Genomic DNA, 25,588 nt, shown 5'->3' with positions numbered 1-25,588 from the left:
TCCTATCGGCCCATCGGCATTCCGCCGCCACCGCCGCCCATCATGCCGCCGCCCATGTCGAACATGGCGGAGCCTGTATCGCTGCCGGTCGTTGTGGAATATGTGGGGGTAATCACCTGCATTCCTTCGGTGAGTTCATCACTCTGCACCTCGATGTAATAGTCGGTCTCCAGTCCGGTGGTCACCACGATTTCTTTTTGATTCTGCTGCGCCGTCTGGTCGGCAGCGGAAGCCTTCTGCGCTCCCTCTTTCCGGCCTTCCCCGCCGTCAGCTGGAACCTGGCTGTTCTGCGTCCCTGCGCTGCTGTCCAGCACATAGATCACACTGTCGCCGTTTGCGTTCTGCTGCACCGCGTCGTATGGGACAGCCAGCACATTTTCCACAGATTCCAGTACAATACTGAGTTTCGCAGTCATACCGATCCTGAGTTCTTCGGCCGGAGTCAGGATCGAAACTTTGATCTCATAAGAGGCATCCGTGCTGGTGGACATCCCGCCGCTGGTGCCGGTTGAACTGCTGCTGACCGGTACCGGGGATACGTGCGTCACTTCCCCCTCCAGTTCCTCCTCACCGGTGGCATCCGTTTTTATATAGACCTTCATACCCTGGCTGATTTTACTGATATCATATTCATCAATATTGGCAGTTACCATATATCCTGTGCAATCTTCTATTTTGACCAGTGTGCCGCTTGTATAGGTATCACCGGCTTCCACATTTACTTCCGTAACCGTTCCGGCCCATGGCGCCGTAACCGTACATTTCTCCAGGTCCTCCTCGTAAGACGAAACGGAGTCTTCCTGTTTGGTCAGGCTGGTTGAGTTATTTAACTTCTGATTCGTAACGGAATCTTCCTGTTTTTCCACACTGCTGACATTACTTTCATAACTTTTCGCCCGGTCGGTGACGGCGGAATCATAATTATTCTGGGCGGTAACCACTGCATTATCTGCGGACTCGCTGGCCTCCTTCGCAGACTTTTCCGCTGCGGAAGCTTCCTCATAAGCCTTGGTCAGCGCCTCGATCTCCTCCTGTGCTGCCTGAGCCGCCACTGCCTCATTAAGAGCCGTTTTCCTGGCATTTTTATCATCGACAGCCGCCTGATACTGAGCCGCCGCGTCAGCCGCTTTCGTCTGCGCGGCATCCAGATTCTGTTCCGCGTTCTCCACCTTCTGGTCATCACTCTGGGTCTGATATTCCACATTCGTCTTGGTACTTTCCAGATCCCTTTGGGCGGATTTCAGACTCAGGCTGTTCTGTGCCTGGGCCACAGCCAGTTCATCCCTGGCCTGCTGCAAAGACTCTTCCAGATCCGTGCTGTCGAACTCCAGCAGCACATCCCCCTCCTGCACCTGATCTCCTACCGCAACGTTCACCGTCTTCACTTCATAATTCTGAAGCGTCGAACTGATCTCCTTTTGCTCCTGGCTCTCTACCGTACCTGTAGCGCTCAGCGTATTCATCAGATCCCGCCTCTCCACAGCCGCTGTCTGCTGCGGTAGGTCCACCGGTATGGATGCTTTGCTCCCCATGGCGCTGACCACCTGGACAATCACCACACCCACTGCCACGATCAACACGAAAGCGATTTCCATCTTTTTATGACGTTTTATAAAGTTCCATACCTTATTCCATTTATTTTTCACCTTAATCCTCCGTTCTGTTAAGATCTTTCAGTAAATTATCACGGCAGTTTAAACTCAATATAAACTTTATATGTAAATTCAATGAAATTGGCTGTTAGAGGATTTTTGACTATGGTCCGGGAAGAACCTTGGGGCGCGGGCGGGGACTCCTTCAAACGGTACAGACAGAAGACGACCATGCAAGAGTAGAAATGCTCAAGCATGGTCGTTTCGTTTGCTATTTTCAGTTATATCTTGTCCGCTCCGTAAGGAGATCGTGGTCGCCAATTCGCAGTTCATACTCACGCTCTTGTTCTTTCTTAGTATCATCCATTATCTTTTCCTCCATTGGCCAATTGTATTTTTTCTCCGTTAGTCAGTGTAAACGCTCAGTCCTTCCCTGCCTGTTGAAGCACACAAGCCATCCGGTACAATAGTCTAAGGGCTTTCATCAGCACCTGTTCATCAAAATCAAATTCCGGACTGTGATGCCCGGCCTCAAGGGCCGCACCGAATAACAGATAGGAGGCCTCTCCGCCATGTTCCCGGACCATCCGCATCAGCCAGGTGGCATCCTCGCTGGCCGGGAAATGCTTGTGGAGCGTAATTTCACGGTAAATGCCCAGTTCTTCCGCCTGCCGGGCGATCAGGCGGCAAAGCCGGGTGTCACTTGGTTCGCTGGCCGTCCTGCCCACCACACAAAGCTCTGATCCGGCCTGGTAGTGAGCTGCGCATTGAGGGATTAGCTTCTGTACCTGGTCCATGACGTAGGCATCCAGTTTCTCGGTCTCCCCACGGGTTTCGCCCTGCAGGTACGCTTTGGAAGCAATGGCGTTCCGGGCTTCCCCCGCCGTAAAGCAGCCTATATTTACCCGGGTAGTCCCCTCGGGACTGGGCGGAATGTCCTGAAACCGAAGGGTTGCCTCGGCTGCCGCCAGCAGCGCGTTCCTGGTCTTGTTTGGGGTGGTTCCCGCGTGGGCGGACTCTCCGGTGAAAGTGACATCAAATTTCGTGGTAACCAGGAACCGATCCACGCCGCATACCAGCTCATCGGCCTTGGCGAAACCGATATGAAAAGCGAACAGGTAATCGGGAATGGGATACTTCCAGGAATCCGTTATGGATTTTCCCCCTTTTGCCCCCTCTTCCGCCGGTTGGAATATGAACATGAACCGGCCGCAGAATTTGTCCAAATTATTTATTATTTTTTCTGCCAGCACGATCCCCACGGCACTGTGCCCATCGTGGCCGCAGGCGTGCATCCGTTGTCCCCATAACGACCGGAAATTCTGCCGGCAGGGCAGATGGCTGCTGTTATACGCCTCTTCTATCGGTAATGCATCGATGTCGAACCGGAAAGCGGTCAGCGGACCGGGTCTGTGAGTGTCCATCACCCCGATCACTCCTGTGGCATTTCCCATCCGCTGCAGATATGGTGCCAGTTCCGGCATCTCTTCCTGAACTTTATCTATTTGCCTGTTCCGTTCTGCCTCTTCTACGGGCGAGATCATATATCCGGGATCAATGATCTCTTCACCGGCCCGCACTTCACAGCCCAGTTCCTCCAACCGGTTGGCCAGAATCGCACTGGTCCTGTACTCCAGCCAGGCGGTTTCCGGATGGCGGTGAAAATCCCGCCGGTAGTGGAGCAGCCGTTGTTCATAGGTATGTTCCAATTTAAGTACCTCCTCTGTGATCTGATATCTGCTTTATCATGATCTGTCTTTTTCCTGAAGCCAGCTGTTTAGTTGCTTTTGTTTTTCTGATAAGATTCTGTCAATGCCTGAAGTAGAAATCTCCTGTTCCAACAGTTTATCAAGAAAAGATTCCTTTCGGACACTGATCTTGGCCCCGCTGCTGCTGAAAAAAATAAAGCTCCAGTTCACTATTTTTCGCTTTTTTATATCCGGCAGACAAATTTTTGGTATAGTAATTAGACACGGTTCGCTGAATATTATCCAGCGAAGTTTCCAGCGTATTGAGCTGAATCATCAAAGTATTCTCTCTGGCCGCATCGCTTTGCCCTTTATAAAGATTAATATAGAACCCACTGATAATACCGACGCATAAATACATAGGAAGAATCACGGCCAGTATCAGCATTGATAAAATATATTTCAAAGAATGAATGCTTCGTTCTCTGCTTTTCATCCCGGTACACAACTCCTATTCCCACCCATCTGCTACAGTTGGATAAACAGCGACACAAAAAATGCGGTAAATAACACGAAACAGCACAGAAGAAAGCAGATCATCCCCGGGTTCAGCACTGCGGTCCGGAAGCCCGCCCCCCGCGGGACCGGATCAGGCCCCGGCGCAAACCGGATCCACCTCCACCGAATACACAAGAGCACAATCCCGGTAACCACCATACCAAAAATGACCGCCAACAGCAGGACAGTTACCTTCAGCATCAGAAACGGATTCTTTATCATCATCACATACATGGCAAGGCTCCCGAACAGGTTCAAAATCATATGAAGTCCGATCGAATAGCGCACTGTATTAGTTTTCAGCGTAATATAAGCAAATATCGTTCCCACCGCCGTCGCGTACAAAAACTGCAGTGGATTACCGTGGAACAATCCGAAGGCCAGCGCACTGATCAGAATAGCAGTCTTATCCCCAAACCTTCTCAACCGGTCCAGCAGCAGCCATCGAAACAGCAGTTCCTCCACGACAGGTGAAAAAACCACAACTGCAAGAAACATAGGAACCCCCGCGCCATGGCCCAGCAGATCAAACAGCGGGTTGATATCCGAGGGATTCCCCCCCTTCAAAACCAACAGAAGAATCAACGGGATCAACAGGATAATCCCGAACAGATTACAGATATATCCCGCCGCCTCCGTCACTGGAACCAAAAACAAAAATTCCCTGGTCCGAAGCTTCCTGACCTCTCCCTTCCCCTCGACCGGGATCTTCCTGGTAAGCGCCCACATAACCGGCAGTGCCATCCCCCACATAACGATTTCCAGGACCGCGTAGGTCATCCACTCCCCCTGCCAGTCCGCCGGCAGCAGCCAATATCCCAATTTCAGCAGCAGAACCTGCCCTCCCTGTGCCACGGCCATGACCAGCAATAAAACAAATCCCAGCCTGCTGAATGTCTTTCTTGCGCTCATCAAATTTCCTCCTGTGCGAAACGTCCGCTTAAGTACTGCTCCATACTAATATAACACCAGAACTCCTGAGTCCTGTTATCGATATCCTCCTGCGCCAATCCCCGAAACCTCATAATCCCTGCCATCAATCGGTCCCCCGCCTCCTTGATATCCCTCTGATCCATCTTCCTGTCACCGATATCATAGTTCCAGCTGCAGGACAGATAACCGGTATTCCTTTCTAACTCCACATAAAAACAGCCGATCCTCTCCCCCTTCACCACCAGCGGCAGTTCAAAAAGATGCATATCCAGGTCCAGACTCTCCTCGGGGTAATTCTGTATCTCCTCATGCCTGATCCTGCATTCTTCCGCCCACTTATCCGCCCGCGCCTGCGTATGCCTGCCCTTGATTTCTGGCATCGAAGGCAAAATTTCCGGAAAATACCTGCACAGGATATTAAACTTCATACATTCCCTGCGCCCCCGGTCAATCTCACTCTCCTCCGCCCCCAAGTCCGATATCAAATATTCACAAACTTCCTCCATACTCCTCTTCCCGGGCACAATCGTCCCTATAATCTCCTGAATCCTACGCTCCTGCTCCTGACTCTTCTTATCCGCATTCTTTTTGCTCTTCACCTTCCCAGCCACAAAAACCGACGTAGGCCCATCAGCGCCCCCGATCATGCTAATACTCCCGGCTCCCTTTTTGACTGTTCTTCTCCTCATCATATCCCTAATCCGAAACATACCGTACTACTCCTCTTCCCTTGTTCCCATTCTGTTCGTAATGAATTCATCTGGTTTTCGTCAATATTACTATCATTATACCAATTACCATCTCTCATGGAAAGACTAAAACATTCCACGGAAAGATTACGGTTCACTGTCCACCGGACTGTATAAATAAAATAGGGAAAGCTGGATTTGTTTGTATTAATCCAGCCTTCCCTGCTTCTGTACTTTAATTAGTGGTGCTTGCACTTTTAAAATGGTGATGCTCCTCAGGAAAACATAGGCGTAGACAAATACCTGTCCCCGGTATCCGGCAGCAGAACCACAATGATCTTCCCTGCATTCTCCGGCCGTTTCGCCAGCTCGGCCGCCGCCCAAACAGCCGCCCCGGAGGAAATCCCAACCAGAACACCCTCGCTTCTGGCGATCTCCCGTCCTGCTTCAAAAGCCGCCTCGTTCTCCACCGTAATAATTTCATCGTATACGTGGGTATTCAGTGTCTTAGGCACAAATCCCGCGCCGATTCCCTGGATTTTATGAGGGCCCGCCACACCTTTGGACAGGACCGGGGAGTCCGCAGGTTCCACAGCGACGACTTTCACGTTGGGGTTTTGGGATTTCAGGAAGCCGCCTGCCCCGGAGATCGTCCCGCCGGTTCCGATTCCGGCCACAAAGATATCCACCTTTCCTTCGGTGTCCTCCCAGATCTCCACACCCGTGGTAGCCGCGTGGATCGCGGGATTGGCCGGGTTCTCAAACTGTCCCGGAATATAGCTTCCGGGCGTCTCCTCCGCCAGTTCCTGTGCCTTTTTGATCGCACCGTTCATCCCTTGTGCCCCAGGTGTCAGGACAATCGTGGCGCCATAGGCCTTCAGCAGGTTCCGGCGTTCCACGCTCATGGTGTCCGGCATGGTCAGGATCAGCTGATAGCCTCTGGATGCCGCGATGGACGCCAGACCGATCCCGGTGTTGCCGCTGGTCGGTTCGATGATTACGGCTCCAGGCTTTAATTTTCCTTTTGCCTCCGCGTCATCGATCATGGCTTTGGCGATCCGGTCTTTGGCGCTTCCTGCCGGATTAAAGTATTCCAGCTTCGCTGCCAATCTGGCATTCAGGCCATGTTTTTTTTCATAATTTGTAAGCTCCAGAAGCGGAGTCTTTCCAATTAAATCCGATACGCTGTTCGCTATTTTCATATTTTCCTCCAATCGTGCGTTTTCCGCACATTTCATTTCGCCTCATCTGTGCTGTCCCAGGCTATCAAACGCCTGTTCCAGATCATCGATGATATCATCTATATGTTCTGTACCGATGGACAGCCGGATGGTATTCTCCCGGATTCCGGAATCCGCCAGTTCATCCTGTGTCATCTGGGAATGAGTCGTGCTGGCCGGATGGATCACGAGGCTTTTCACATCCGCCACGTTCGCCAGCAGGGAAAAGATCTTCAGGTGATCGATAAATTCCTTCGCTTCCTTCGCTCCGCCCCGGATCTCAAAGGTGAAAATGGAACCTGCTCCCCTTGGGAAGTACCGGTCATAGAGCTCTTTATATCCGCTGTCCGGCAGCGACGGGTGGTTCACCCGCTCTACCAGGGGATGATGCGACAGGTAATCCACCACCCGTAAAGCATTGTCTACATGGCGCTCTACCCGTAAGGACAGGGTTTCCAGGCCCTGCAGGAATAAGAAAGCGTTTAACGGCGCCAGCGCCGCTCCCGTATCTCTTAACAGGGTCACCCGCGCTTTCGTGATATAAGCAGCCGTCCCGGCCGCATCCGTAAAGACCACGCCATGGTAGCTGGGGTTCGGCCTGGAGAGCCCGGGGAATTTGTCATTCGATGCCCACGGGAACGTCCCCCCGTCGATCATCACACCGCCCACGCTGGTGCCGTGCCCGCCGATGAACTTAGTAGCGGAATGAACGACTACGTCCGCACCGTGTTCGATAGGCCGGAACAGGTAAGGGGTGGCAAAAGTGTTATCCACGATCAGAGGAATTCCATGCCTATGAGCCAGCGCCGCGATCCCCTCCACATCCAGAACATCGGAATTGGGATTGCCCAGTGTCTCGATGAAGACCGCTTTCGTCTCCGGACGGATCGCCTTCTCTATGTTTTCCAGCCGTGAGGCGTCCGTAAAAGTAGTTGTAATCCCACAGTCCGCCAGCGTGTTGGCGAATAGATTATAGGTGCCTCCATAGACCGTCTTGGACGATACGATGTGATCTCCCGCCCGGGCGATATTCTGGACCGCATAAGTGATCGCCGCCGCACCGGATGCGGTGGCCAGCGCTCCTACGCCGCCTTCCAGCGCCGTCATCCGCTGTTCAAATATATCCGAAGTGGGATTCATGATTCTGGTGTAGATGTTCCCGCCTTCCGAGAGGCCGAACCGGGCCTCCGCCTGCGCGCTGTCCCTGAATACATAGGAGGATGTCTGATAGATCGGAACACATCTGGCGTCCGTGGCCGAATCCGGCGCCTCCTGTCCCGCGTGCAGCTGTAATGTCTCGAATTTTAATTTTTTCTCCATAATCCCACTCCTCTTTTTTCTTTCCCATATTTCATATAGGATTAGTATGGAATTAATATAAGAGATTTTTTACCATTTGTCAATACTAAATTACATAATTATTGGAAATTTTTCTGCGCTGCTGTTCTGCCAGATCTTCCAACGTGAACCGGTCTACATATTCTGTTATGCACCGGTAAAAGCCCTCCCAAAACGCGATCGTAGAACACTCCTCATATCTGCCGCACTGGTTGGGCTCATCCTCCAGGCAGGCCACCGGGGCGAGACTGCCCTCGGTGATCCGCAAAATATCGCCTACCGTGTATTCCTCCGGTTTTTTCGCCAGTTTATATCCTCCCTGGGGCCCGCGTACACTTTTCAGATAACCCACTTTGGAGAGCATGGTGACGATCTGCTCCAGATATTTGACAGAAACCTCCTGCCTGGCGGAGATATCCTTCAGCGCGATGTACTCGCCGGTATTGTGCAGCGCCAGATCCAACATCATCCGAAGCGCGTATCTTCCTTTTGTAGAAACTTTCATATTCTTACAAGACCTCCCATGGATTCTTTTCCCCAGCCGCGCACAGGCAGCAGCTCTTCAGGGAACTGTAGACCATCTCCCTGACCGCCCCATCCGTATACCAGGCCATATGCGGGGTAACGATGGCATTGGGAAAGCTTTTTAACACCGCCAGATCCCGGTTGACGATCACATCGGATTTGCGGTCCCCATAGTACAGTCCGAATTCATTTTCCACCACGTCCAGGGCGACGCCTCCCAGTTTGTGGCTTTCCATGGCCCGGATCATCGCCTCGGTGTCGATCAGACTTCCTCTGGCAGTATTGATCAGAACCGCTTGGGCCTTCATTTTTCCGATCGTATCTTCATTCATGATGTGATAGGTTCCGTCCCCGCCCGGCATATGCAGGGTAATAATATCACTCTGCTCCAGCAGCTGATCAAAACTGCAGTAGGACGCATATTTTTCTGCTTCCTCATTGGGATGCAGATCGTATGCCAGCAGCCTGCAGCCAAAACCGGACAGGCTCTTAAGCACCGTACTTCCGATCCGGCCGGTACCGGCCACACCGATCGTATAATCCGGCATCTCCCCGCCCTGTATTCCGGGCAGGGTAAAATCCTGGACTGCCGCCCGGTTCATGATCTGCTTCATCCTGCGGATCATCATCAGGATCAGCAGAACCGTATAGTCCGCCACACTGCTGGGAGGATAGGTAGCATTGCTCACACGGATTCCCAGTTCCTTTGCTTTTTCCAGATCTATATGGTCGTACCCGATCGTTCTGGTTGAAATCATTTTGATCCCCATATCATGGAATTTCTCCAGCAGAGCGGCATCGATCCTGGTGGTGATGACGCTGATATATTCATAGCCTTCTGCCAGATACGCGGTTTCAAGGGTAGGCGGCTTTGGGGTGGTTTGAAGCTCTATCCCCAGTTCTCGACTGAAATTCTGAAAGTGAACCGCCTCATCAAATTCCCGGTAGCTATAGACAAATATTTTCATTCTCACGCCTCCGTTTCGTTGTTACCTATTTGCTTTTTTATATATTCCTATAGGAATACTATATTATATATTAAGAATACTATACACTCTTTGCTAATAATTTTCTACAGGTTATATTTATAAATAGCTCATATAACTATAAAACTTGTATTTTTGTATTCTTCTGGCTCTATACCTTTTAAGCAAATTTTGATAAAATATAATTATCAACGCAATAATGTTACACTTATTTACATTTACGGTACTATATATAGACATTATTCGTAAATACAGATTTTATACTGTCAATTATAATCATTTAAAGGTCAATTTGATTATAATAATATCCGTTATTTTATAATTAGATTATATAAAATGTATAGGGGGTGATACCAATGGGGAATTTAGCATAAGTAAATAAATATTAGCTATCCTGTCAACAGCAATTACAATTAAGGAGGTTTTATATGAAAAAAATTTTTTGTTTTGTATTTACTGTTATAAATGTGCTTATGATAAACTTCTCGGCATTAGCATTTCAGGGACAAACCTCCCCTTATGAAGCTGTATTCCTGGTATTATAACAGATTATAATTTAGATTTAACATTCGAGGGGGTTAATCCTGATAAGATAAGTTTAGCAGATTATGAGAGTGTTGTTCGTGCGATAGCTGTAGAACAAAGAGCTACTTTAGACTACATAGAACAGAAGTTAGCTGACAGTAATTCAATTGACAATACTTTAACATTCCGTTCAAATAGAAGTTCTGTATTCCGGGATGTAACCAAATCTACTAATACACAATACTGTAATATCAGAGCGCAATATTATGCTAATTTGGACCAACATAGAGTTGGTAGTTTTCAAGGCGCTCAGCTTTTAATCGTTAACACGGGTTGTCTTGGTACATTTGTTGCTAATCAAAGTGGTCCCAGTTCAAGTATTATTGATGGGGGCAGAACTTTAATGGTTTCATTTACAGGTGATATACATCCTTGTGGGAATTCATACGGTATAGGAAATATGACTATAAAAAGTGAATACACATACACAGATTAAATACTTTCGATTGATTAAATATATATAGTCATTAATTATAGCGATTATTCATTAATTTAAAACTATCACTACCTATATATTGAGTAATCGCTATAATACTTTTTTGAAGCAACCTAAACCAAATTTGATGGAGAAATTTAGTATATAAAAAAGCTGACCTTCATTATTTATTCCACCAGCTCGGTGGCAGAATGGAGTTAAATATGAATAAAAAAGAATCAATATTATATTATATATCTCATATTTTAATTATATATGGTTTATTAAAACTAATCTTTCTAATTTTGGGTTTAATTGGTCTATTTTTATGTAACGAAAAAATATACAGCTATATTTTTTATTCCCAAAATATTTTAATTTTGATACTATTAATAATATATATCTTTTTTGCAAAATCAGATGATATTCTTTTGAATTATATTTATGCATTAAAAATAGTAACCATGTTAGTTTTGACTATACCATTGTTAACAATTATATTACGTTTGATTTATACGAAAACAGAAATAACATTACAAAATAATCCCTTTCCCCAACCTACTAATTCACAAGAAGCTTTGATAGACATAGTATTATTATGCTCTATACTAATCATTATTAGTTTCCATAAGAATATGACTTGGCTTAAGATATTGAGTGTTATTATATTTTTATCTTATTATTCAATAATCCCCTTATACTATTCCGTAAACATACAGTTAAAAATCTTAGATCAGAATATAAGTCTTTGCCTGATTGGATTAATTCATGATTTATTAATAATAATTTGTTATCCAATCATCGGTTTTTACATTAATAAAAATAAATCATATAATAACTAAGAGGTAATAGTTTGATAATTTGAGCTTAAATTACTAATTTTGTGTAAATGCCACATAACTATAATTAACTAAGTATAGTTGTGGCATTTACTTTTTTATGCATATCTATAGAACCCTGATCTCCTTCCCGGTTTCCAGTGAATAGATCAGTTTCTCCTTCACTTTTTTACCGGTGAGCTGCTCCAACGCCCGCTGATAATAATTCAGCTGCACCTGATACCGTTCTGCCAGCTCCCGTTCCCGGCCAGGCCGTATCCGGTCACTTTTATAATCCGCGACGATCAACCGATCCTCTTCCTGAAAATAAACATCGATGATCCCCTGAATCAGAACATACGCTTCCCCCTGATAATCCGGATAGACCTCCGCAGCCGGTACCTCCAGCACAAACTGCTGCTCCCGCCAGAGCCGGCCCGTTTTCTTGGCATCTGCCATCCGCTTTGCCAGAGTAGATTTTCCAAAAAGCAGAATGCGGGATATGTCCACTGCCTGGATCTCCTGAGATGTCAGTATCCCATCCTGCTCAAGTATCCGCAGCCGCTCCCGGATCGAATCTTTGGCCTGCAGCTCCTGATATTCCAGACACTCCAGGACTTTATGGTAAATCGTCCCCCTCTGGGCGGGCGTCATCTCTTTTCCTTCCTTCTGGATAAACTGAGGCAGCAGCGGGATAATCTCTGGCTCCTCATACATCTGCTCCTGAGGCTCATCCGCTTCATACTGGCCCATACGTTTGATTTCCGACACGCTGAGTTTGGTTTTTAACGCAGCTTCTTCCCGGAACGGGTATTGGTAAGTAAGCCTTTGTTCCAGAATCTCATGTAACTGTGGATCATATACCACATTCGGATCCCACTTAAACATCGCTTCCTTCGAAAGCTTCTGTGTCACCTGCTGCCGCGCTTCCAATCCTACCAGTTCCAGTAAGCTTAAGGCTCTTATCTCTATCCCGGAACCCGGCTGTAACGATACCGGAAGGATCCAGTCCAGATAACTGCCCGCCGAGGTCCTTTTTAAGAACGACAGCCTCTCACTGCCACTGGCCGCACCGGTTCCGGCGGCCCCGTCCTGAACCGCTGCATCTCCGCCCCCGTTTGTCCCGCCGGCCCCGGCTGCCAGCCGCTCCGCCAGTTTTTTAACGGCCCCGGTCATGATCAGTTTCTCCTTCGCCCTGGTCAGCGCCACATAGAGCACCCGCAGCTCCTCCCCCAGGTTCTCCAGATCCGTCTGCCGCTGCACGGCTTTCTTGATCAGAGTCGGTGTCTTCACCCGAAGCACAGGATCCACGTAGTCCGCGCCCATGCCCAGATCCGGGTGGATCACGATCTTACTTCGGACATCCTGCTTATTGAAGCTTTTGCCCATACCGCTTACGAACACGATGGGAAATTCCAGCCCCTTGCTCTTGTGGATACTCATAATCCGCACCGCGTCCTCATTTTCTCCCAACAGGGAAGCTTCCCCGAAATCCACGTCATATTTCTGAAGCTGCTCAATATACCGGATAAAGTGGAACAATCCCCGGTAGCTGGTCTTCTCAAAATCCAGCGCCTTCTCTACCAGCATATCCAGATTCGCCAGCCGCTGGGCTCCGCCCGGCATAGCCGCCGCACAGTCGCCGTAGCCGGTCTCTCTTAATATTTCCCAGAGCAGTTCGTGAATCGCCGTATACGGTACCCTCTCCCGAAAACTCTCCAGCAGCCGGTAGAAGGCTCCAAGCTTCTTAGTCACCCGCTCCGGAATGGGATGTAGCGCCTCTTCCTCCACAGGGCGCTCCTCCACCCTCTCCTCAACAGGATGCGGTAACGGCTCCGCCTGCGCAGTCCGCATCGCACACTGTTCACAGCACTCATAGAACCGGAGATTGGGGTATGCGCTTTTGATCAACGCCAGCTCTTCCCCGCACAACCCGGCAACCGGCGACTTTAACACCGAGGCCAGCGGCAGATCCTGCCTGGGATTGTCGATAAGGCGCAGGAAATTCAGTACCACCTGCACTTCCAGCGTAGAGAAATATCCAGTCTGGGAACTGGTATGTGCCGGAATGCCGTAAGCGAGAAGAATCTGGGTAAACGTCTGCGCCCAGCCGGATACCGTCCTCAGCAGAATCACCATATCGCTGTATCTGGCCGTACGGTATTCACCCAGATCCCGATCCCAAACCTTCTGACTTCCCTTCAGTTCCAGAATCCGGCCGGCCACTGCCCTGGCCTCCAGTTCCCGGGCATTTTCCTCGGTTTCTTCCTCCAGCTCTTCCACACTGTCCGGGTCCAGAAGCAGCAGCTCCGTCCGATTCCCCCAGGGAGCTTCCGGAAAATCCGCCCCCGGATATAGCGCGGCATCCCCGTCATACTCCACATTCCCCAGTGTCTTGGACATAATTCTCCGGAAAATAAAGTTTGCACAGTCGATCACTTCCATTCGGCTGCGGAAGTTCCGGTGCAGATCGATCCGCTGGTAGGCCGCGGTATCATCCTTGCTGTAGGTATCATATTTTTCTATGAAAAGTTCCGGGCGCGCCAGCCGGAACCGGTAGATGCTCTGTTTCACATCCCCTACCATGAAGATATTCGGATGCCCGTCCTTTTCCCGGGATATACTGTTCAGAATCATTTCCTGCACCAGATTGCTGTCCTGATACTCATCAATTATGATTTCTGTAAAATAGTTTTTCAGGTCTTCTGCGGCCGGCCTGGCCTTCCAGCCATCTTCCGTGCGCTCCACCAGTATCTCTAACGCGTAATGTTCCAGATCGGGAAAATCCACCAGGTTCTTCTCTTTTTTCTTTTTGGAGAGCTTTTCCGAAAAATCCAGCACCAGGTTTATCAGAACTTCCATATTTTCCCGGCTGCTCCGGATATCCGCCAGTACCTGCGCGGCAGAACTGTAGAAAAACTGCTCCTTTAAGCCTTTCAGTACTTTTTTAAACTGCTCTCTCCCTTCTTTTACCGCCTGCCGTTTTTCATCCGATACGTTCGCGTCTTTCTTGGCCGACATCCTGACATACATGAGGGTCTCGAACACCTTCGCATATTCCGCATAGGTACCGCAGGCAGCCAGCTGTTCCAGCAGGTTCAGATCCCCCTGCAGCGCATCCTCATACATATATGGGCCATCCGGCTGATGGAGCAGTTCCACCGCCTGCCTGGTCTGTACCTTCAGCTCCGCCAGTACCTGATCCAGATAACGGCGTATGGCTCCCATCCAGGGACTCTCCTCCATCTCCTCCGGTTCCTCTATCTGGTAGGCTTTCGCACATTCCAGCAGCCACTCCTTCGGCCATGGATAGCTCATGGAGAACTCATACAGCTGCAGGATCAGATCTTCCAGCCCTTTATCCGATTTCCCTGTGGAATAGCACTCCACAAAATGCAGGAAATGTTCCTCCCCCTTTTCATAATACTCTTCCAGCAGTTCCGCAGCCATATCGCTCTTTAAAAGCTTTAGCTCCCCTTCGTCGGCTACCCGGAAGTTGGGATCCAGCTCTATGACATGAAAATAATTCCGGATCACATAAAGACAGAAACTGTCTATCGTAGAAATCTGCGCATTGTGTATCAGCGTCAGCTGCCTTAGCAGATGACTGTTCTCCTCCTGCTCCTCCAGCCGGCTCTCGATCGCCTTTGTAATCCGCTCCCGCATCTGTGCAGCAGCCGCGTTGGTAAAGGTCACGATCAACAGGCGGTCAATGTCCACGGGATCCCTGGGATCGGTGACCATACGGATAATCCGCTCCACCAGAACCGCCGTCTTGCCGGACCCGGCCGCCGCCGACACCAGCACATTCTTCTTTCGGGCATCCAGCACCCGCTGCTGTTCCTCTGTCCAGGAAAATCCCATGCTCACACCTCCTCTTTCATACGTCTTAAGATCTCATCCGGCTGATAGCTGTTAAACCTCCTGCGCGCAAAACCGTCCAGCTTCTCGTCGAACCCGCAGACTGCCCGGTACGGGCAGTAATCACAGGCGGTCTGTCCCGAAAGCTCATAAGGCTCAGCCTTGATATTACCATCCAGCATTCCTTTGCCCAGTTCCACGATTTTCTGATTTACATAATCCGATATCGTACGGAATTCTTCGCTGCTGGCCACACTGGAGCTCTTGGACAGACTCCCGTCCTTATTGACGCAGACCGGTATCACCTGGGACCGCCCGCTCAGCTGCTGATCCATCCGGTCTATAATCTCCCGGTCCGCATTGACCAGCCCGTTCATCTGCAGCTGGCTTAATAACCGCTCCTGTATTTCCTCCGGCTGCTCGGTCTCCTTCCGGTCCAGGATCGGATCTTTCAAATTATAATAAAGAATGCCGGCCGGAATCACATGTTTGCCCGGATTCTCCTTCTGTTCGATCTCCATGGCCGCGTTCAGGTAGACTACCAGCTGAAGCTGGAGCCCATAATACAGCGCTACCAGGTCAAAAGCCGTGCTGCCCGATTTGTAATCCACCACCTTCACATATAGGTTGTCCCCGTCCTCACAGACATCCACCCGGTCGATTCTCCCCTGAAGCCGCAGCCTTTCTTCCGCAGACAGGGCGATATTGACGGAATCCAGATTCGTGGCGTTGGAAAATGAGATCTCATAATCTCCGGGCGTAAATCCACCTTTTTCCAGCTGTCTGGATAATGCCCAGGTCGTCCTGCGCAGCAGGCGCTTCATCCTGGACAGGAGATACGTATTGCGCGCGGAACTGTACAGCACCATATTTCCATAATCGGTGACCACTTCCTCCACCGCCGCGTCGGTCAGCTCCTCCCGTTTCTGATCGTCCAGCGTAAACCAGCTGTATCCGCTCTGGTTCAGTTTCTTCCCAAACACTTCCAGCGCCCGGTGGAATACCGTCCCCAGATCCACCGCCTCAAAGGAATACTCCGCCCGCTCCGTAAGACGCAGGCCATAATCCAGAAAGTGGGCGCAGGCGCAGGACGCGTACCGCTCTAATCTCGTCACACTGTTCTCCAGGACAGTCCCGTACAGCACATTGGCGACAGCCCTGCTGATCCGTGAGTCGGAGTTGGAGATACCGGAGACCTCCGCCAGTTCCCGAATCACCGGACCCCAGCCGGGATCCCTCCGGTACCAGCTGAACAGCTCCTTATACGGGGCAGTCGGATTTTGCAGATTATCCTGCATCTGCTCTGCCAGGCAGTGGATTCCGCTCTCCAGGGTCATTACACGACTGGCCAGTATCCGCCTCGCCCGGTCATCCTCTGATTCCAGTCTGTTTTCAGCTTCCTCTGATTCCAGGTTTTCTCCAGCTTCTTCCATCGTTAGTCCCACTGTGGCTTCCTCCGGTATAAGTCCCGGGAACAGCTTCCGCAGCGTTCCTACCAGGGAAGACGGCCGCAGCGTCTTACCGCCTGAGTCCACCTTACTGAAGCTTATGTACAGCTGTCTGCTGGGCTTCGTCAGCACCAGGTACAGATAGAATTTTTGAATACACACATTCTGCCTGGCTGTCGGGGCCAGCTCCACGTCGCTTCCTGCCAGCAGCTCCCGGTCCATGTCCGAGAGGATTCCGCCGCTGCCTCCAGCCTTCGGCACCAGTCCGTCGTTGGCTCCCAGGAAAAATAATACCTGGATCTCATTCAGTCTGGTACGCTCCACATCACCGATCAGTACCAGATCCTGTTCCATGGGAATCACTCCCACCTTGGCCTCCTCAAAGCCGGCGTCCAGAATCTTCGCGTATTCCCGCAGCACGATCCGGGCATCTCCCAGCAGGTCGATCAGCTTGTCAAACAGGTCCATCAGGATCCGGTACACCTGGGAATATTCTTTGGCCAGATCCATATTACCGGAAGCCTTGAACTGTTCCTCGTACTCTTTCAGCCGCAGCTGAATCTCCCGGCGGACCATCAACTCATAGACCGCCTTCGTGATCTCCTCCACCGTAGCACCCTTTCGCCCCAGCACAGAGACCGTATCCGCCATTTCACCGGCGAACCGGTCCCGCAGAATGTTCACCTGCGCAAGCTCCTCTTCCGTAAGACCGGGGTAGCTGCGCACCCATTTCTGCTTCCATTTCGAAAAGCCCCGGATTCCCAGCGCAATGCAGTAATTCTCCAGCAGATCCGTCTCTCTTCTGGTAAAACCGGACAGCCCGCACCGCAGATACCGGAACACACTCTCGTAGCTGAAGTTCTGATCCGCCATCTGAAGCAGGGACCGGATCCACTCCACAGCCGGATTCATCAGAATATTCCGCTTCTGGTCGATAAAGGAGGGTATGCCGTATTCCGCAAACACCTTTCTCACATAATTCCCATAGACAGAGATATCCCCAGCCACCACCGCGATCTCCCGATAACGGAATCCGCGGTCTCTTACCAATGCCAGAATCCGTCTGGCGGTCTCTTCCACCTCTTCCATGGGATTCTGGGAACAGTACAGGGTCAGCTGATCCTGTTCCTTTTCATAGCGTCCTTTGCCATACCTGTATAAATGCTGTTCCAGCCAGGCCAGCGCAGGAGCCTCCCGGAATCGTGGATTCTTCCGGTTGTTCAGCACGATGGGTTCTTTTACCCGGGCACCAGCGGTTTCCGCCAGTTTCATAAGACCCCTTATCGTTTTCTTACTCATATAGAATAATTGGTGATCTGCCCCCAGATGCATGGGGTTCTCCCGCCCATCCAGGGTCACCGTCACCCAGATCTGCCCGGCTGTGCGCAGCAGCTTTTCCAGCAGCTGATTCTGAACGGGGGTAAAGCCGGTAAATCCATCCAGCGCAATTACGCTGTCTTTTAAAAGCCTGGAACGCTCCACTAAGTGGCACAACACTTCCAGCACCTGCTCCGCCGTAATATACCGGTCCTTCAGATACTGCCGGAACGCGTCGTAAAGTACACGGATATCCTGAAGTTTCCACTGAAGTCTGGGATTCTTATCCGCGAACCGGATCATTTCCTCCAGCTGTTCGTCCTCCACCCCGTATTGGGTAAACTCGGAAATAACGGATTTGATTTCTCGGATATAGCCGGGTTTTCGGATACTGCCTCCCAGCAGTTTCAGATCCTCCCGTTTTTCCTCCGCAATCTTTTGCAGCACCAGGTTCTTACCGGTTTCCTCCAGTACCAGACAGTGGTTCCCGCCCAGCTCGTCGAAGATCCGGTAGGCCAGCCGTTCGAAGCTTAAGATGTCAATGTTCAGGACACCCCCTCTGGGATGCATCCGGACCAGATCCATCTGCGTCTGCATCGTAAACTGCTCCGGAACGATCACGAAATACTTCTGGTCCGGATACTCGATCGATTGACGAATCATTTCCTCATATAGACAGGTGGACTTCCCCGCTCCCGCGTTTCCCAGTATAATCTGTAAAGACATGGACTGTTCTCCTTATGTACAAAGGGGGTGTCCCTTTTACCGGAACACCCCTTCCTGTTTCTGATTTAACGAGTTTTATTCCCCTTCATCGCCGAACGCATTATCCAGAATGTCCTGGATATCGTCGGAAACGCTTCCCCCATTGTCCTGAGGCGGCGCATTCCCCTGCCCGGTATCGGCCGGAGGTACATAGGAAGATTCTCCTCCGTGAATGACACAGGTTCCGGCAGCGATATCATCCGGCAGTTCATACGGCGTGTCATCAGTCACACCGATGTCGCCGTCCGGCCTTCGGATACAGATCCTCGCTTCCACATTCGGACAGCCCTGATTCGCTATCATACCGGACTCCGTACAGTAAAGCACCTGTACATGCACATCACAGGAATCCGTCGGCACCGTTCCCTTGGCAAAATATTCTGAGATAATCATACTGCCTCTGGGGTCCGCATCGCACAGGCCCGGCACCGCCAGTTTTCCGGACTTCCGGCACACGGAAGCCGTGACGATCCCATCCGGCCGCTCAAACTCCCGGGGCTCCAGATTTTCATGAACCCGTGTCATGATGCTCTTCCACATCTTCTTATGGTAAGTATGGTAAATACCCCTGCTTGGCAGCTCCACACCACCGATATCATAACCGCCCCACACTGTACAGGTATAATAAGGTGTCGATCCGGTAAACCAGATATCCTTATAGCCGGTAGTCGTACCCGTCTTACCTGCCACATCCATGTTGGGGATCTTACAGTCTGTGGCCGTACCCTTACTTCCGCTCACCACGTCCCGCATGGCGTCGATCAGCAGCCAGGCTGTCGTATCCTTGAGCACTGTAGTCTGCTGCGGCGTGTTGTCGATCAGCACATTGCCGTCATGATCCAGGATCTTCGTATAGAAGATCGGTTTCGTATACGTACCGCCATCTGCGATCGTGGCATAAGCGGCAGTCAGCTCCAGATTCGTCACACCGTTGGTCAGTCCGCCCAGCGCCAGCGCCTGACCGATATCGGACTTCACTTCCCCGTTTACGATCTTCTTTTCCACCAGGGATTCTTCGGTATCAAATCCGAATTTCTTCAAATAATCAAACCCAACCTGGGGAGTGATATCTGTAATCGTCTTAACTGCTACGATATTCATGGACTGCTCGATCGCCTGCCGGATGGTGGACAGTCCCTTATAACCGGAGCCATACCAGTTGCTGACCGGGCGTCCGTTGGCGTAATTAAACGGCGCGTCATCCTGTACCGTAGCCAGAGTCATGCCAGCTTTATCCAGGGCCGGCGCAAAAGCCGCCAATACCTTAAAGGTAGACCCCGGCTGTCTTCTGGTTCCCGTAGCACGGTTCAGGGTAAGACTGGCTTCCTTTTCCCCTCTTCCGCCTACGATGGCCTTCACGTATCCGGTGTTCTGGTCCATGATCACCACCGAAGCCTGGGGCTGCGGCGTCAGGCTGACCCGTTCCGCTTCCACCTCGTCTCCAGCGCCCAGCACCGCATCCTTATACTGCTGGATATGAGCCCTGGCGTCCTCTTCATCCTTGAAGATCATGTTGAAATTCTTTTTTTCATGCTCCTTAAAATAGGAGATAAACATCTCGGTACTGTGGTTTTCCTTAGACCCATCGGCTTTCTTCACCGTCAGGGCATAATCCAGGGACACCTGCGTGCCGTCGGGATAATTTTCCGGATTGGCAAATTCTTCATCACAGATTTTCTGGAGCGCCGGGTCCTGGGTCGTATAAATACTGAGCCCTGAGCTGTACAGCGCGTTATAGGCCTGAATATTGGAATATCCCTTTAATTCCTGAAGATCCGCAATTACCTGTTTGGTCAGTTCATCAACAAAATATGTATATATTGATGATTCATCTGACTCGTCATTTACATTTTTAATTCTGGAATACACATCATCCGCCATCGCTTCGTCATACTGCTGCTGATTGATATACTCCTGTTCCAGCATATTGTCCAGCACTTTTTTCCGCCGCTCGGCATTCTTCTCCGGGTTCGTCAGCGGATTAAACCTGGAAGGATTCTGTGTAATCGCAGCCAGTACAGCCGACTCCGACAGATTCAGCTCGCTTACATCCTTATCAAAATACCGGTGGGACGCCGCGCGTACTCCCAGTGTATTCTGACCAAGGTTAATGGTATTGAGATAATTCTCCAGGATCGTATCCTTATCCATCCGTTTCTCCAGCTGAATCGCCAGATACTGTTCCTGGATTTTCCGTTCCAGCTTCTCAGAGAACGATGATTCCTCGGTCCAGTCCGTAAATACGTTATTCTTCAGCAGCTGCTGCGTTATCGTACTGGCCCCTTCTGAAAAATCCCCCCCGTTTCTAATTCCTGTGACACCTGCTCTGATAATACCCTTGATATCGATCCCATTATGGGTATAAAATCTTACATCTTCTATCGCCACAAAGGCATGCTGGAGATCCAGCGGCATCTCTTCGATCGTGGCGGAGATCCGGTTTGAATCCGATGCTACCAGCTTAGTAATCTCATTTCCATCCTGGTCATATACAAAAGTGGAAAATCGGTTCGGGCTAATATCTATATTAGATATATCAGGCGCGCTGTCAATAACACCTTTCAGAACTCCGATCCCGGCACAAATTAACACAACGGCGACGGCGACAAGTCCGACCAAAAACGCTTTAAAGAATGTAATCGTCAGTTTTTTGCCTACCATGGCGGATTTAGAGGTTAATTTCTTCTGCTTTCTCGAAGCCCCTTTTTTCCCATAATTCATAATATGCCTCCTTTATCCCATCCATTATAGCAAATAAAGCTGCCTAAATAAAGGAAAAAAACAAATTGCCCCTTTTTTTCATAAAGAATTAAGCTTTTCTTATGATAAATAATTGGCTATTTCTGGGATTTTATACAGGCAGAAAAGGGTTTCTGCAAAAGAATTTTAAAAGAAGTATTTTAAAAGAACATTTGGGATTATGATGAGATTACAAAAGACTTTATGAAACAAAGGCAGGCATATGGCTGATTAGCCAATCGTTATCGGATAGAGAACTATTGAAAAACAGACAGAACATAAACTCCATTATTTAGCCACCGTGCTACGGATTTTCCTTCTCCTGCTTACTCTGATATAAATAAAGCAGTACCGAGATCGTCCGTTCTATTTTGTTTGAGCTTTTCTACATCTTTTTGCAACGTTTCTATCATTTTAAGCAATAGGGTTGTATTATCTTTTTCAAGTTTTGTAATTCTGTAATACTGTTGTAACTCTTCCAGATTTTTTTGTATGTCTCCTATTCTCTTGTCCAGATATTCCTGAGTCCTTCCCATTTCATCAAGTACCAAATTTTCAGTTTCAACAGCCTGCAAATGTACAATTTCTGCAATAGCACTTAGATCTTTTTCCTCTAACATAACACATCCTCCCTTCTTCTTGTTATCCAACTTTTTATTACTCTTTTATAGTGCACTTAATTTAAAAGTATGTCAATAGCATTATTCGCGCAAATCTTACCGCAGCCGGCCCTCTTGCACATTTCCCCCGTTGCCGGTATAATAATGACTAGAAATTATCGCAGTTTCCTGCAAAAAGATCCCCATTTCCATAAAAAGGGACAACAAATTTTCCGAACCATAGCAGATCAGATGGTTTCATCGGTTTTTCTGCGTTTATTCCTGCTTTATGGGCGGACATGCCTCCGTTATAATAGCCTCAGGAGGAATTCGCATGAGAAAATTAACATTGGTAGGAAACCGCTTTTTGACAGATACAGAGAAAGGAGAAATCCGTCTGGAGTATTACCTGCTGGAGGAAACCAGGGACGTATCCAATTATATGCCGCTGTACGGAATGCGGATCATGAAGTGGTCCAAAGCGTCCGACGGAATACTGCGGGAACAGAAGACTGCCGCGGCCATCTCCTATTCAAAGGAGTTTGTGCTGGAGATCCTGAATCAGTTTATTCAGAATCTGGTAACGCCGATGTGCATGCTGGAGCTGGTCGACGAAAAAGTTTCCCAGGAATATTGTCAGGATATACCCAGAATCGGATAAATACATATGGAACTTAAGTCTTGTACCGTTTACCGCGGCGGCCAGGGAGAGGTTATCGAAAAGAAATCACGTTTTATCGCAACCATTGAACCGGCCGCGTCGGAGGACGAGGCTCTCCGGGTGTTGGAACGCCTGCGGAAAAAATACTGGGACGCCTCGCATCATTGTTATGCCTACATCATCGGACAGGAGAACAGCCTGATGCGCTGCAGCGACGACGGGGAGCCGGCCCAGACCGCGGGGCGGCCCATCCTGGATGTGCTGACGGGCGCTTCCCTTCATAATGTCATCGTCGTAGTCACCAGATATTTTGGCGGAACCCTTTTAGGCACCGGCGGCCTGGTAAGGGCGTATTCCAGGGCTGTCCAGGAGGGTCTTGCCCAAAGTGTGGTGATCGAAAAGCATCCCGGCTATCAGGTCATCCTAACCTGTGACTATACGGATGTCGGGAAAATCCAGTACCTGCTGGCCCAGAATGGGATTTCCACATTGAACAGCGTATACACGGACACTGTCACTTTGCAGGTACTGTTTCCCCGGAACAGCTTCCCCTCCCGAAAAGCGGATATTATGGAGGCGACCGGAGGGCGGACAGGATTCTCCGAACCGGTTCCGGTAACCTATGCCGACCTGGAAGGGGAAATCCTGCTTCTAGATCAAGAAATGTGACGGGCAAATGCCTGTCCCAATAAGTTGTCCCGATCAGGCGGGCGGCCGGGGGCTGGGTTCTTTATACCCCATAATAGCGTCTGATCGCTTTCGCGATATATTCCGCGCTTCCTTTCCCGTATTGGGTATCGTTGGCTTCTGCCAATTTTTCGTCCTGAAGATATTCCTTTGATAGATCGATCAGGAAAGCTCTGGCATTGTCCAGATTCAGCAGCTGTTTATAGCTGTCGGCCAGTTTCGAGATCAGCTTTCTTTCCGCTTCTTCGTCATCGACAGTTCGAAGCCCGGCCAGCTGCTGATAGATTTCATTGTGGTCTAAGCGTTTTTCATCTATCTTATCGATAGGAGCCGCACTGGCTATCACCTTATCTTTACTGCCGAACCATCTCAGCAGGTCTGCGCTGACTTTTTCATTTTTCAGTGCATCCAGCAGGATTTTCTGATAATTGTCCACACTTCCGTCCCCGTGGGTTTTTATAAATTCTTCAAACTGCTCTTCTGATAATTCTTTCTGCATGGTTGATATGATGTGTTCCACATCCGCTTCGTTAAACGCTTCAAAATTCATCGTATTGACTCCTTCCCTTACATCATTGATCAGTTCAATAATTCCGTTTAAACGGTTTCTCTTGTTTTCCAACAGGGATTTCTGGACAGACAGTACCTGTTCTTTGTCGAAATCTGGCTTTCCCATGATCTCTTTGATCTCAGCCAGGGGGATCTCCAGTTCCCGGAAGAACATAATCTGCTGCAGTTTTTCCAAAGCCTTTAAATCATAGAGCCGGTAACCGGAGTCGGTCAATTGTGTTGGTTTCAGCAGCCCGATCTCATCGTAATATCTCAGTGTTCGGATGCTGACTCCGGTTATCTCCGATACTTCCTTTACTGTTTTCATAGCTGACTTATCCTCCTTTCCGTCTCTCATGTTAAACCGTTACGCTGCGGTAGAGTCAATCTTTATTTTAGAAACGTTTTTAAAATGAATTTTTAGAAACATGATTCAAAAATTTGAAGTCCGTTTTCTAAGTTATTATTCACAGCCAATAACATTTAATTAAGCTATTTGGTTTGATTCTATCATAGAATCTAACCAAATAGCTTAATTAAATGTCATCGACATCCAGCGCGCCCAGGTAAATAGATTTATGTTTACTAAGGTTCGGTATGTAACGTAAGGGGGGCCCTATAAACTCTTTCTTATCTTTCCAGCCAGATTCGGCAGCATAACAGCAACAATCAGCAGCAGGCCAATGATCACCATCATAACCTGGGAGGGAATATTGGCGAGGCCCAGTCCATATCTCAAAAATCCCAGCACGAAGATCGCGATAACGACTCCCGGAAAATTTCCCTTCCCGCCGTCGGTCAGGACCCCGCCTAAGACTACCATGGAGATCGCTTCCAGTTCATATCCTTCTGCGATATTCGACCGCACGCTTCCCATCCGGGAGGCCAGGAAAACCGCGGTTACCGCTGAAAAAGCCCCGGTCAAAGTATAGACAATACATCGGATCCGCTGTACCCGGATACCGGAATATTTCGCCGCCCTGGCGTTGCTGCCAATCGCATACATCCACCGACCGAATGTGGTCTTATGCATCACAATGCCAAATAGGATCGCGCAGATTACAAAGATCAGGAACATAATCGGCACTACGCCGATCTTTCCCCAGTAAAGGTTCTGAAACCACTTTACCGCAGTGAAACCGCCTGTTCCTTTATCGGTGAGCAGGATCTCTGCGATCCCCCGGTACAGGATCTGGCTGCCAAGAGTCAGGATCATCGGTGCCAGTTCCGTGAATCTGGTCAGCATAAGACCGTTAAAAAGGCCGCATGCGGTTCCGACCAGAAGACATACAACCACTGCTGCTCCCATCGGCAGGCCGGCATTATAAGTAATTCCCAACATGCAGGCCGACAATGCGACAGTGGCGCCTACAGAAATATCGATTTCCCCCAGCAGCAGTATATAGGCCATCGGCAGGACGATAAACGCTTTCTCCAGAAATGAAGAGGTCGCGGTAAACAAACCGTTTACGCTCAGATAATAAGGGGAAATACATACGTTCATAATATTAACAAGGACAAAAACCAACAGAAGAAATGCCTCCCATTTCATGAGTGACCTTTTTATGCTGAATTGTTGCTGGGCACTGATCACACGCCCGGATTTTCCTGCCAT

Annotated in this window: 17 protein-coding genes; 2 read left to right on the top strand and 15 right to left on the bottom strand. The window is 49.4% G+C overall.

What is annotated here, in order from left to right; all coding sequences use genetic code 11:
- Window positions 1–2 precede the first annotated feature (2 nt).
- The 13 genes from KTH90_RS01560 to KTH90_RS01500 all read right to left on the bottom strand — a co-directional run bounded on the left by KTH90_RS01560 (window position 3) and on the right by KTH90_RS01500 (window position 22,097).
- Window positions 3–1,646: an efflux RND transporter periplasmic adaptor subunit gene (locus KTH90_RS01560; protein ID WP_158351818.1), complete on the bottom strand. Its 1,644-nt coding sequence runs from the start codon at window positions 1,644–1,646 to the stop codon at window positions 3–5.
- Window positions 1,647–2,014: 368 nt separating this feature from the next.
- Window positions 2,015–3,301, bottom strand: a complete 1,287-nt coding sequence (locus KTH90_RS01555) for an amidohydrolase (protein WP_238726157.1) — start codon at window positions 3,299–3,301, stop codon at window positions 2,015–2,017.
- A gap of 139 nt (window positions 3,302–3,440) precedes the next feature.
- On the bottom strand, window positions 3,441–3,776 hold the full coding sequence (locus tag KTH90_RS01550; RefSeq protein WP_158351814.1) for a hypothetical protein: 336 nt from the start codon (window positions 3,774–3,776) through the stop codon (window positions 3,441–3,443).
- Between the two features lie 32 nt (window positions 3,777–3,808).
- Window positions 3,809–4,750, bottom strand: a complete 942-nt coding sequence (locus tag KTH90_RS01545) for a CPBP family intramembrane glutamic endopeptidase (RefSeq protein WP_158351812.1) — start codon at window positions 4,748–4,750, stop codon at window positions 3,809–3,811.
- Window positions 4,750–5,481 carry a sodium ion-translocating decarboxylase subunit beta gene (locus KTH90_RS01540; RefSeq protein ID WP_158351810.1) on the bottom strand — a complete coding sequence of 244 codons (732 nt, stop codon included), beginning with the start codon at window positions 5,479–5,481 and terminating at the stop codon, window positions 4,750–4,752. The genes KTH90_RS01545 and KTH90_RS01540 overlap by 1 nt, the downstream gene beginning before the upstream one ends.
- A gap of 254 nt (window positions 5,482–5,735) precedes the next feature.
- Window positions 5,736–6,662 carry a cysteine synthase A gene (gene cysK, locus KTH90_RS01535; protein WP_158351808.1) on the bottom strand — a complete coding sequence of 309 codons (927 nt, stop codon included), beginning with the start codon at window positions 6,660–6,662 and terminating at the stop codon, window positions 5,736–5,738.
- Window positions 6,663–6,704: 42 nt separating this feature from the next.
- Window positions 6,705–8,000, bottom strand: coding sequence for an O-acetylhomoserine aminocarboxypropyltransferase/cysteine synthase family protein (locus KTH90_RS01530; RefSeq protein WP_158351806.1), 1,296 nt, complete (start codon window positions 7,998–8,000; stop codon window positions 6,705–6,707).
- Window positions 8,001–8,085: 85 nt separating this feature from the next.
- Window positions 8,086–8,523, bottom strand: coding sequence for an RrF2 family transcriptional regulator (locus KTH90_RS01525; protein ID WP_158351804.1), 438 nt, complete (start codon window positions 8,521–8,523; stop codon window positions 8,086–8,088).
- Between the two features lie 4 nt (window positions 8,524–8,527).
- Window positions 8,528–9,511, bottom strand: a complete 984-nt coding sequence (locus KTH90_RS01520) for a D-isomer specific 2-hydroxyacid dehydrogenase family protein (protein WP_158351802.1) — start codon at window positions 9,509–9,511, stop codon at window positions 8,528–8,530.
- A 1,965-nt stretch (window positions 9,512–11,476) separates the two neighbouring features.
- A complete protein-coding gene (addA, locus tag KTH90_RS01515; RefSeq protein ID WP_158351800.1) occupies window positions 11,477–15,211 on the bottom strand; it encodes a helicase-exonuclease AddAB subunit AddA in 3,735 nt (1,244 codons plus the stop codon).
- 2 nt (window positions 15,212–15,213) lie between these two features.
- Window positions 15,214–18,699 (bottom strand): helicase-exonuclease AddAB subunit AddB, encoded by a 3,486-nt coding sequence (addB, locus tag KTH90_RS01510; protein WP_238726156.1) that lies wholly within the window; start codon window positions 18,697–18,699, stop codon window positions 15,214–15,216.
- Between the two features lie 75 nt (window positions 18,700–18,774).
- On the bottom strand, window positions 18,775–21,459 hold the full coding sequence (locus KTH90_RS01505) for a transglycosylase domain-containing protein (protein WP_238726155.1): 2,685 nt from the start codon (window positions 21,457–21,459) through the stop codon (window positions 18,775–18,777).
- A gap of 344 nt (window positions 21,460–21,803) precedes the next feature.
- Window positions 21,804–22,097: a hypothetical protein gene (locus KTH90_RS01500; protein ID WP_238726154.1), complete on the bottom strand. Its 294-nt coding sequence runs from the start codon at window positions 22,095–22,097 to the stop codon at window positions 21,804–21,806.
- A gap of 313 nt (window positions 22,098–22,410) precedes the next feature.
- Between KTH90_RS01500 and KTH90_RS01495 the strand changes: the two genes are divergently transcribed.
- Entirely contained in the window at window positions 22,411–22,737 is a 327-nt protein-coding gene (locus tag KTH90_RS01495; RefSeq protein ID WP_158351793.1) for a DUF6514 family protein, read from the top strand.
- A 6-nt stretch (window positions 22,738–22,743) separates the two neighbouring features.
- A complete protein-coding gene (locus KTH90_RS01490; protein ID WP_238726153.1) occupies window positions 22,744–23,406 on the top strand; it encodes an IMPACT family protein in 663 nt (220 codons plus the stop codon).
- A 61-nt stretch (window positions 23,407–23,467) separates the two neighbouring features.
- On the opposite strand, the gene KTH90_RS01485 is transcribed toward KTH90_RS01490, so the two are convergent.
- Together KTH90_RS01485 and KTH90_RS01480 are read right to left on the bottom strand one after the other, a co-directional pair.
- The gene (locus KTH90_RS01485) at window positions 23,468–24,301 is read right to left on the bottom strand and encodes a MerR family transcriptional regulator (protein ID WP_158351789.1); all 834 of its coding nucleotides are present in this window, start codon (window positions 24,299–24,301) and stop codon (window positions 23,468–23,470) included.
- A 288-nt stretch (window positions 24,302–24,589) separates the two neighbouring features.
- Window positions 24,590–25,588, bottom strand: coding sequence for an ABC transporter permease (locus KTH90_RS01480; protein ID WP_158351787.1), 999 nt, complete (start codon window positions 25,586–25,588; stop codon window positions 24,590–24,592).

This window comes from Diplocloster modestus (assembly GCF_019042245.1).
Taxonomy (GTDB): domain Bacteria; phylum Bacillota; class Clostridia; order Lachnospirales; family Lachnospiraceae; genus Diplocloster; species Diplocloster modestus.
Note: the sequence above shows the minus strand (reverse complement) of the source record. Positions and strands in the feature narration are given on the sequence as shown.

Excerpts from the sequence above, each read along its gene's own strand:
- KTH90_RS01525 (WP_158351804.1), bottom strand. The coding sequence starts at position 8,523 with ATGAAAGTTTCTACAAAAGGAAGATACGCGCTTCGGATGATGTTGGAT.
- KTH90_RS01500 (WP_238726154.1), bottom strand. The coding sequence starts at position 22,097 with ATGTTAGAGGAAAAAGATCTAAGTGCTATTGCAGAAATTGTACATTTG.
- KTH90_RS01505 (WP_238726155.1), bottom strand. The coding sequence starts at position 21,459 with ATGAATTATGGGAAAAAAGGGGCTTCGAGAAAGCAGAAGAAATTAACC.
- addA (WP_158351800.1), bottom strand. The coding sequence starts at position 15,211 with ATGGGATTTTCCTGGACAGAGGAACAGCAGCGGGTGCTGGATGCCCGA.
- KTH90_RS01540 (WP_158351810.1), bottom strand. The coding sequence starts at position 5,481 with ATGTTTCGGATTAGGGATATGATGAGGAGAAGAACAGTCAAAAAGGGA.
- KTH90_RS01550 (WP_158351814.1), bottom strand. The coding sequence starts at position 3,776 with ATGAAAAGCAGAGAACGAAGCATTCATTCTTTGAAATATATTTTATCA.
- KTH90_RS01495 (WP_158351793.1), top strand. The coding sequence starts at position 22,411 with ATGAGAAAATTAACATTGGTAGGAAACCGCTTTTTGACAGATACAGAG.
- KTH90_RS01545 (WP_158351812.1), bottom strand. The coding sequence starts at position 4,750 with ATGAGCGCAAGAAAGACATTCAGCAGGCTGGGATTTGTTTTATTGCTG.
- KTH90_RS01485 (WP_158351789.1), bottom strand. The coding sequence starts at position 24,301 with ATGAAAACAGTAAAGGAAGTATCGGAGATAACCGGAGTCAGCATCCGA.
- cysK (WP_158351808.1), bottom strand. The coding sequence starts at position 6,662 with ATGAAAATAGCGAACAGCGTATCGGATTTAATTGGAAAGACTCCGCTT.
- KTH90_RS01480 (WP_158351787.1), bottom strand. The coding sequence starts at position 25,588 with ATGGCAGGAAAATCCGGGCGTGTGATCAGTGCCCAGCAACAATTCAGC.
- KTH90_RS01490 (WP_238726153.1), top strand. The coding sequence starts at position 22,744 with ATGGAACTTAAGTCTTGTACCGTTTACCGCGGCGGCCAGGGAGAGGTT.
- addB (WP_238726156.1), bottom strand. The coding sequence starts at position 18,699 with ATGTCTTTACAGATTATACTGGGAAACGCGGGAGCGGGGAAGTCCACC.
- KTH90_RS01520 (WP_158351802.1), bottom strand. The coding sequence starts at position 9,511 with ATGAAAATATTTGTCTATAGCTACCGGGAATTTGATGAGGCGGTTCAC.
- KTH90_RS01530 (WP_158351806.1), bottom strand. The coding sequence starts at position 8,000 with ATGGAGAAAAAATTAAAATTCGAGACATTACAGCTGCACGCGGGACAG.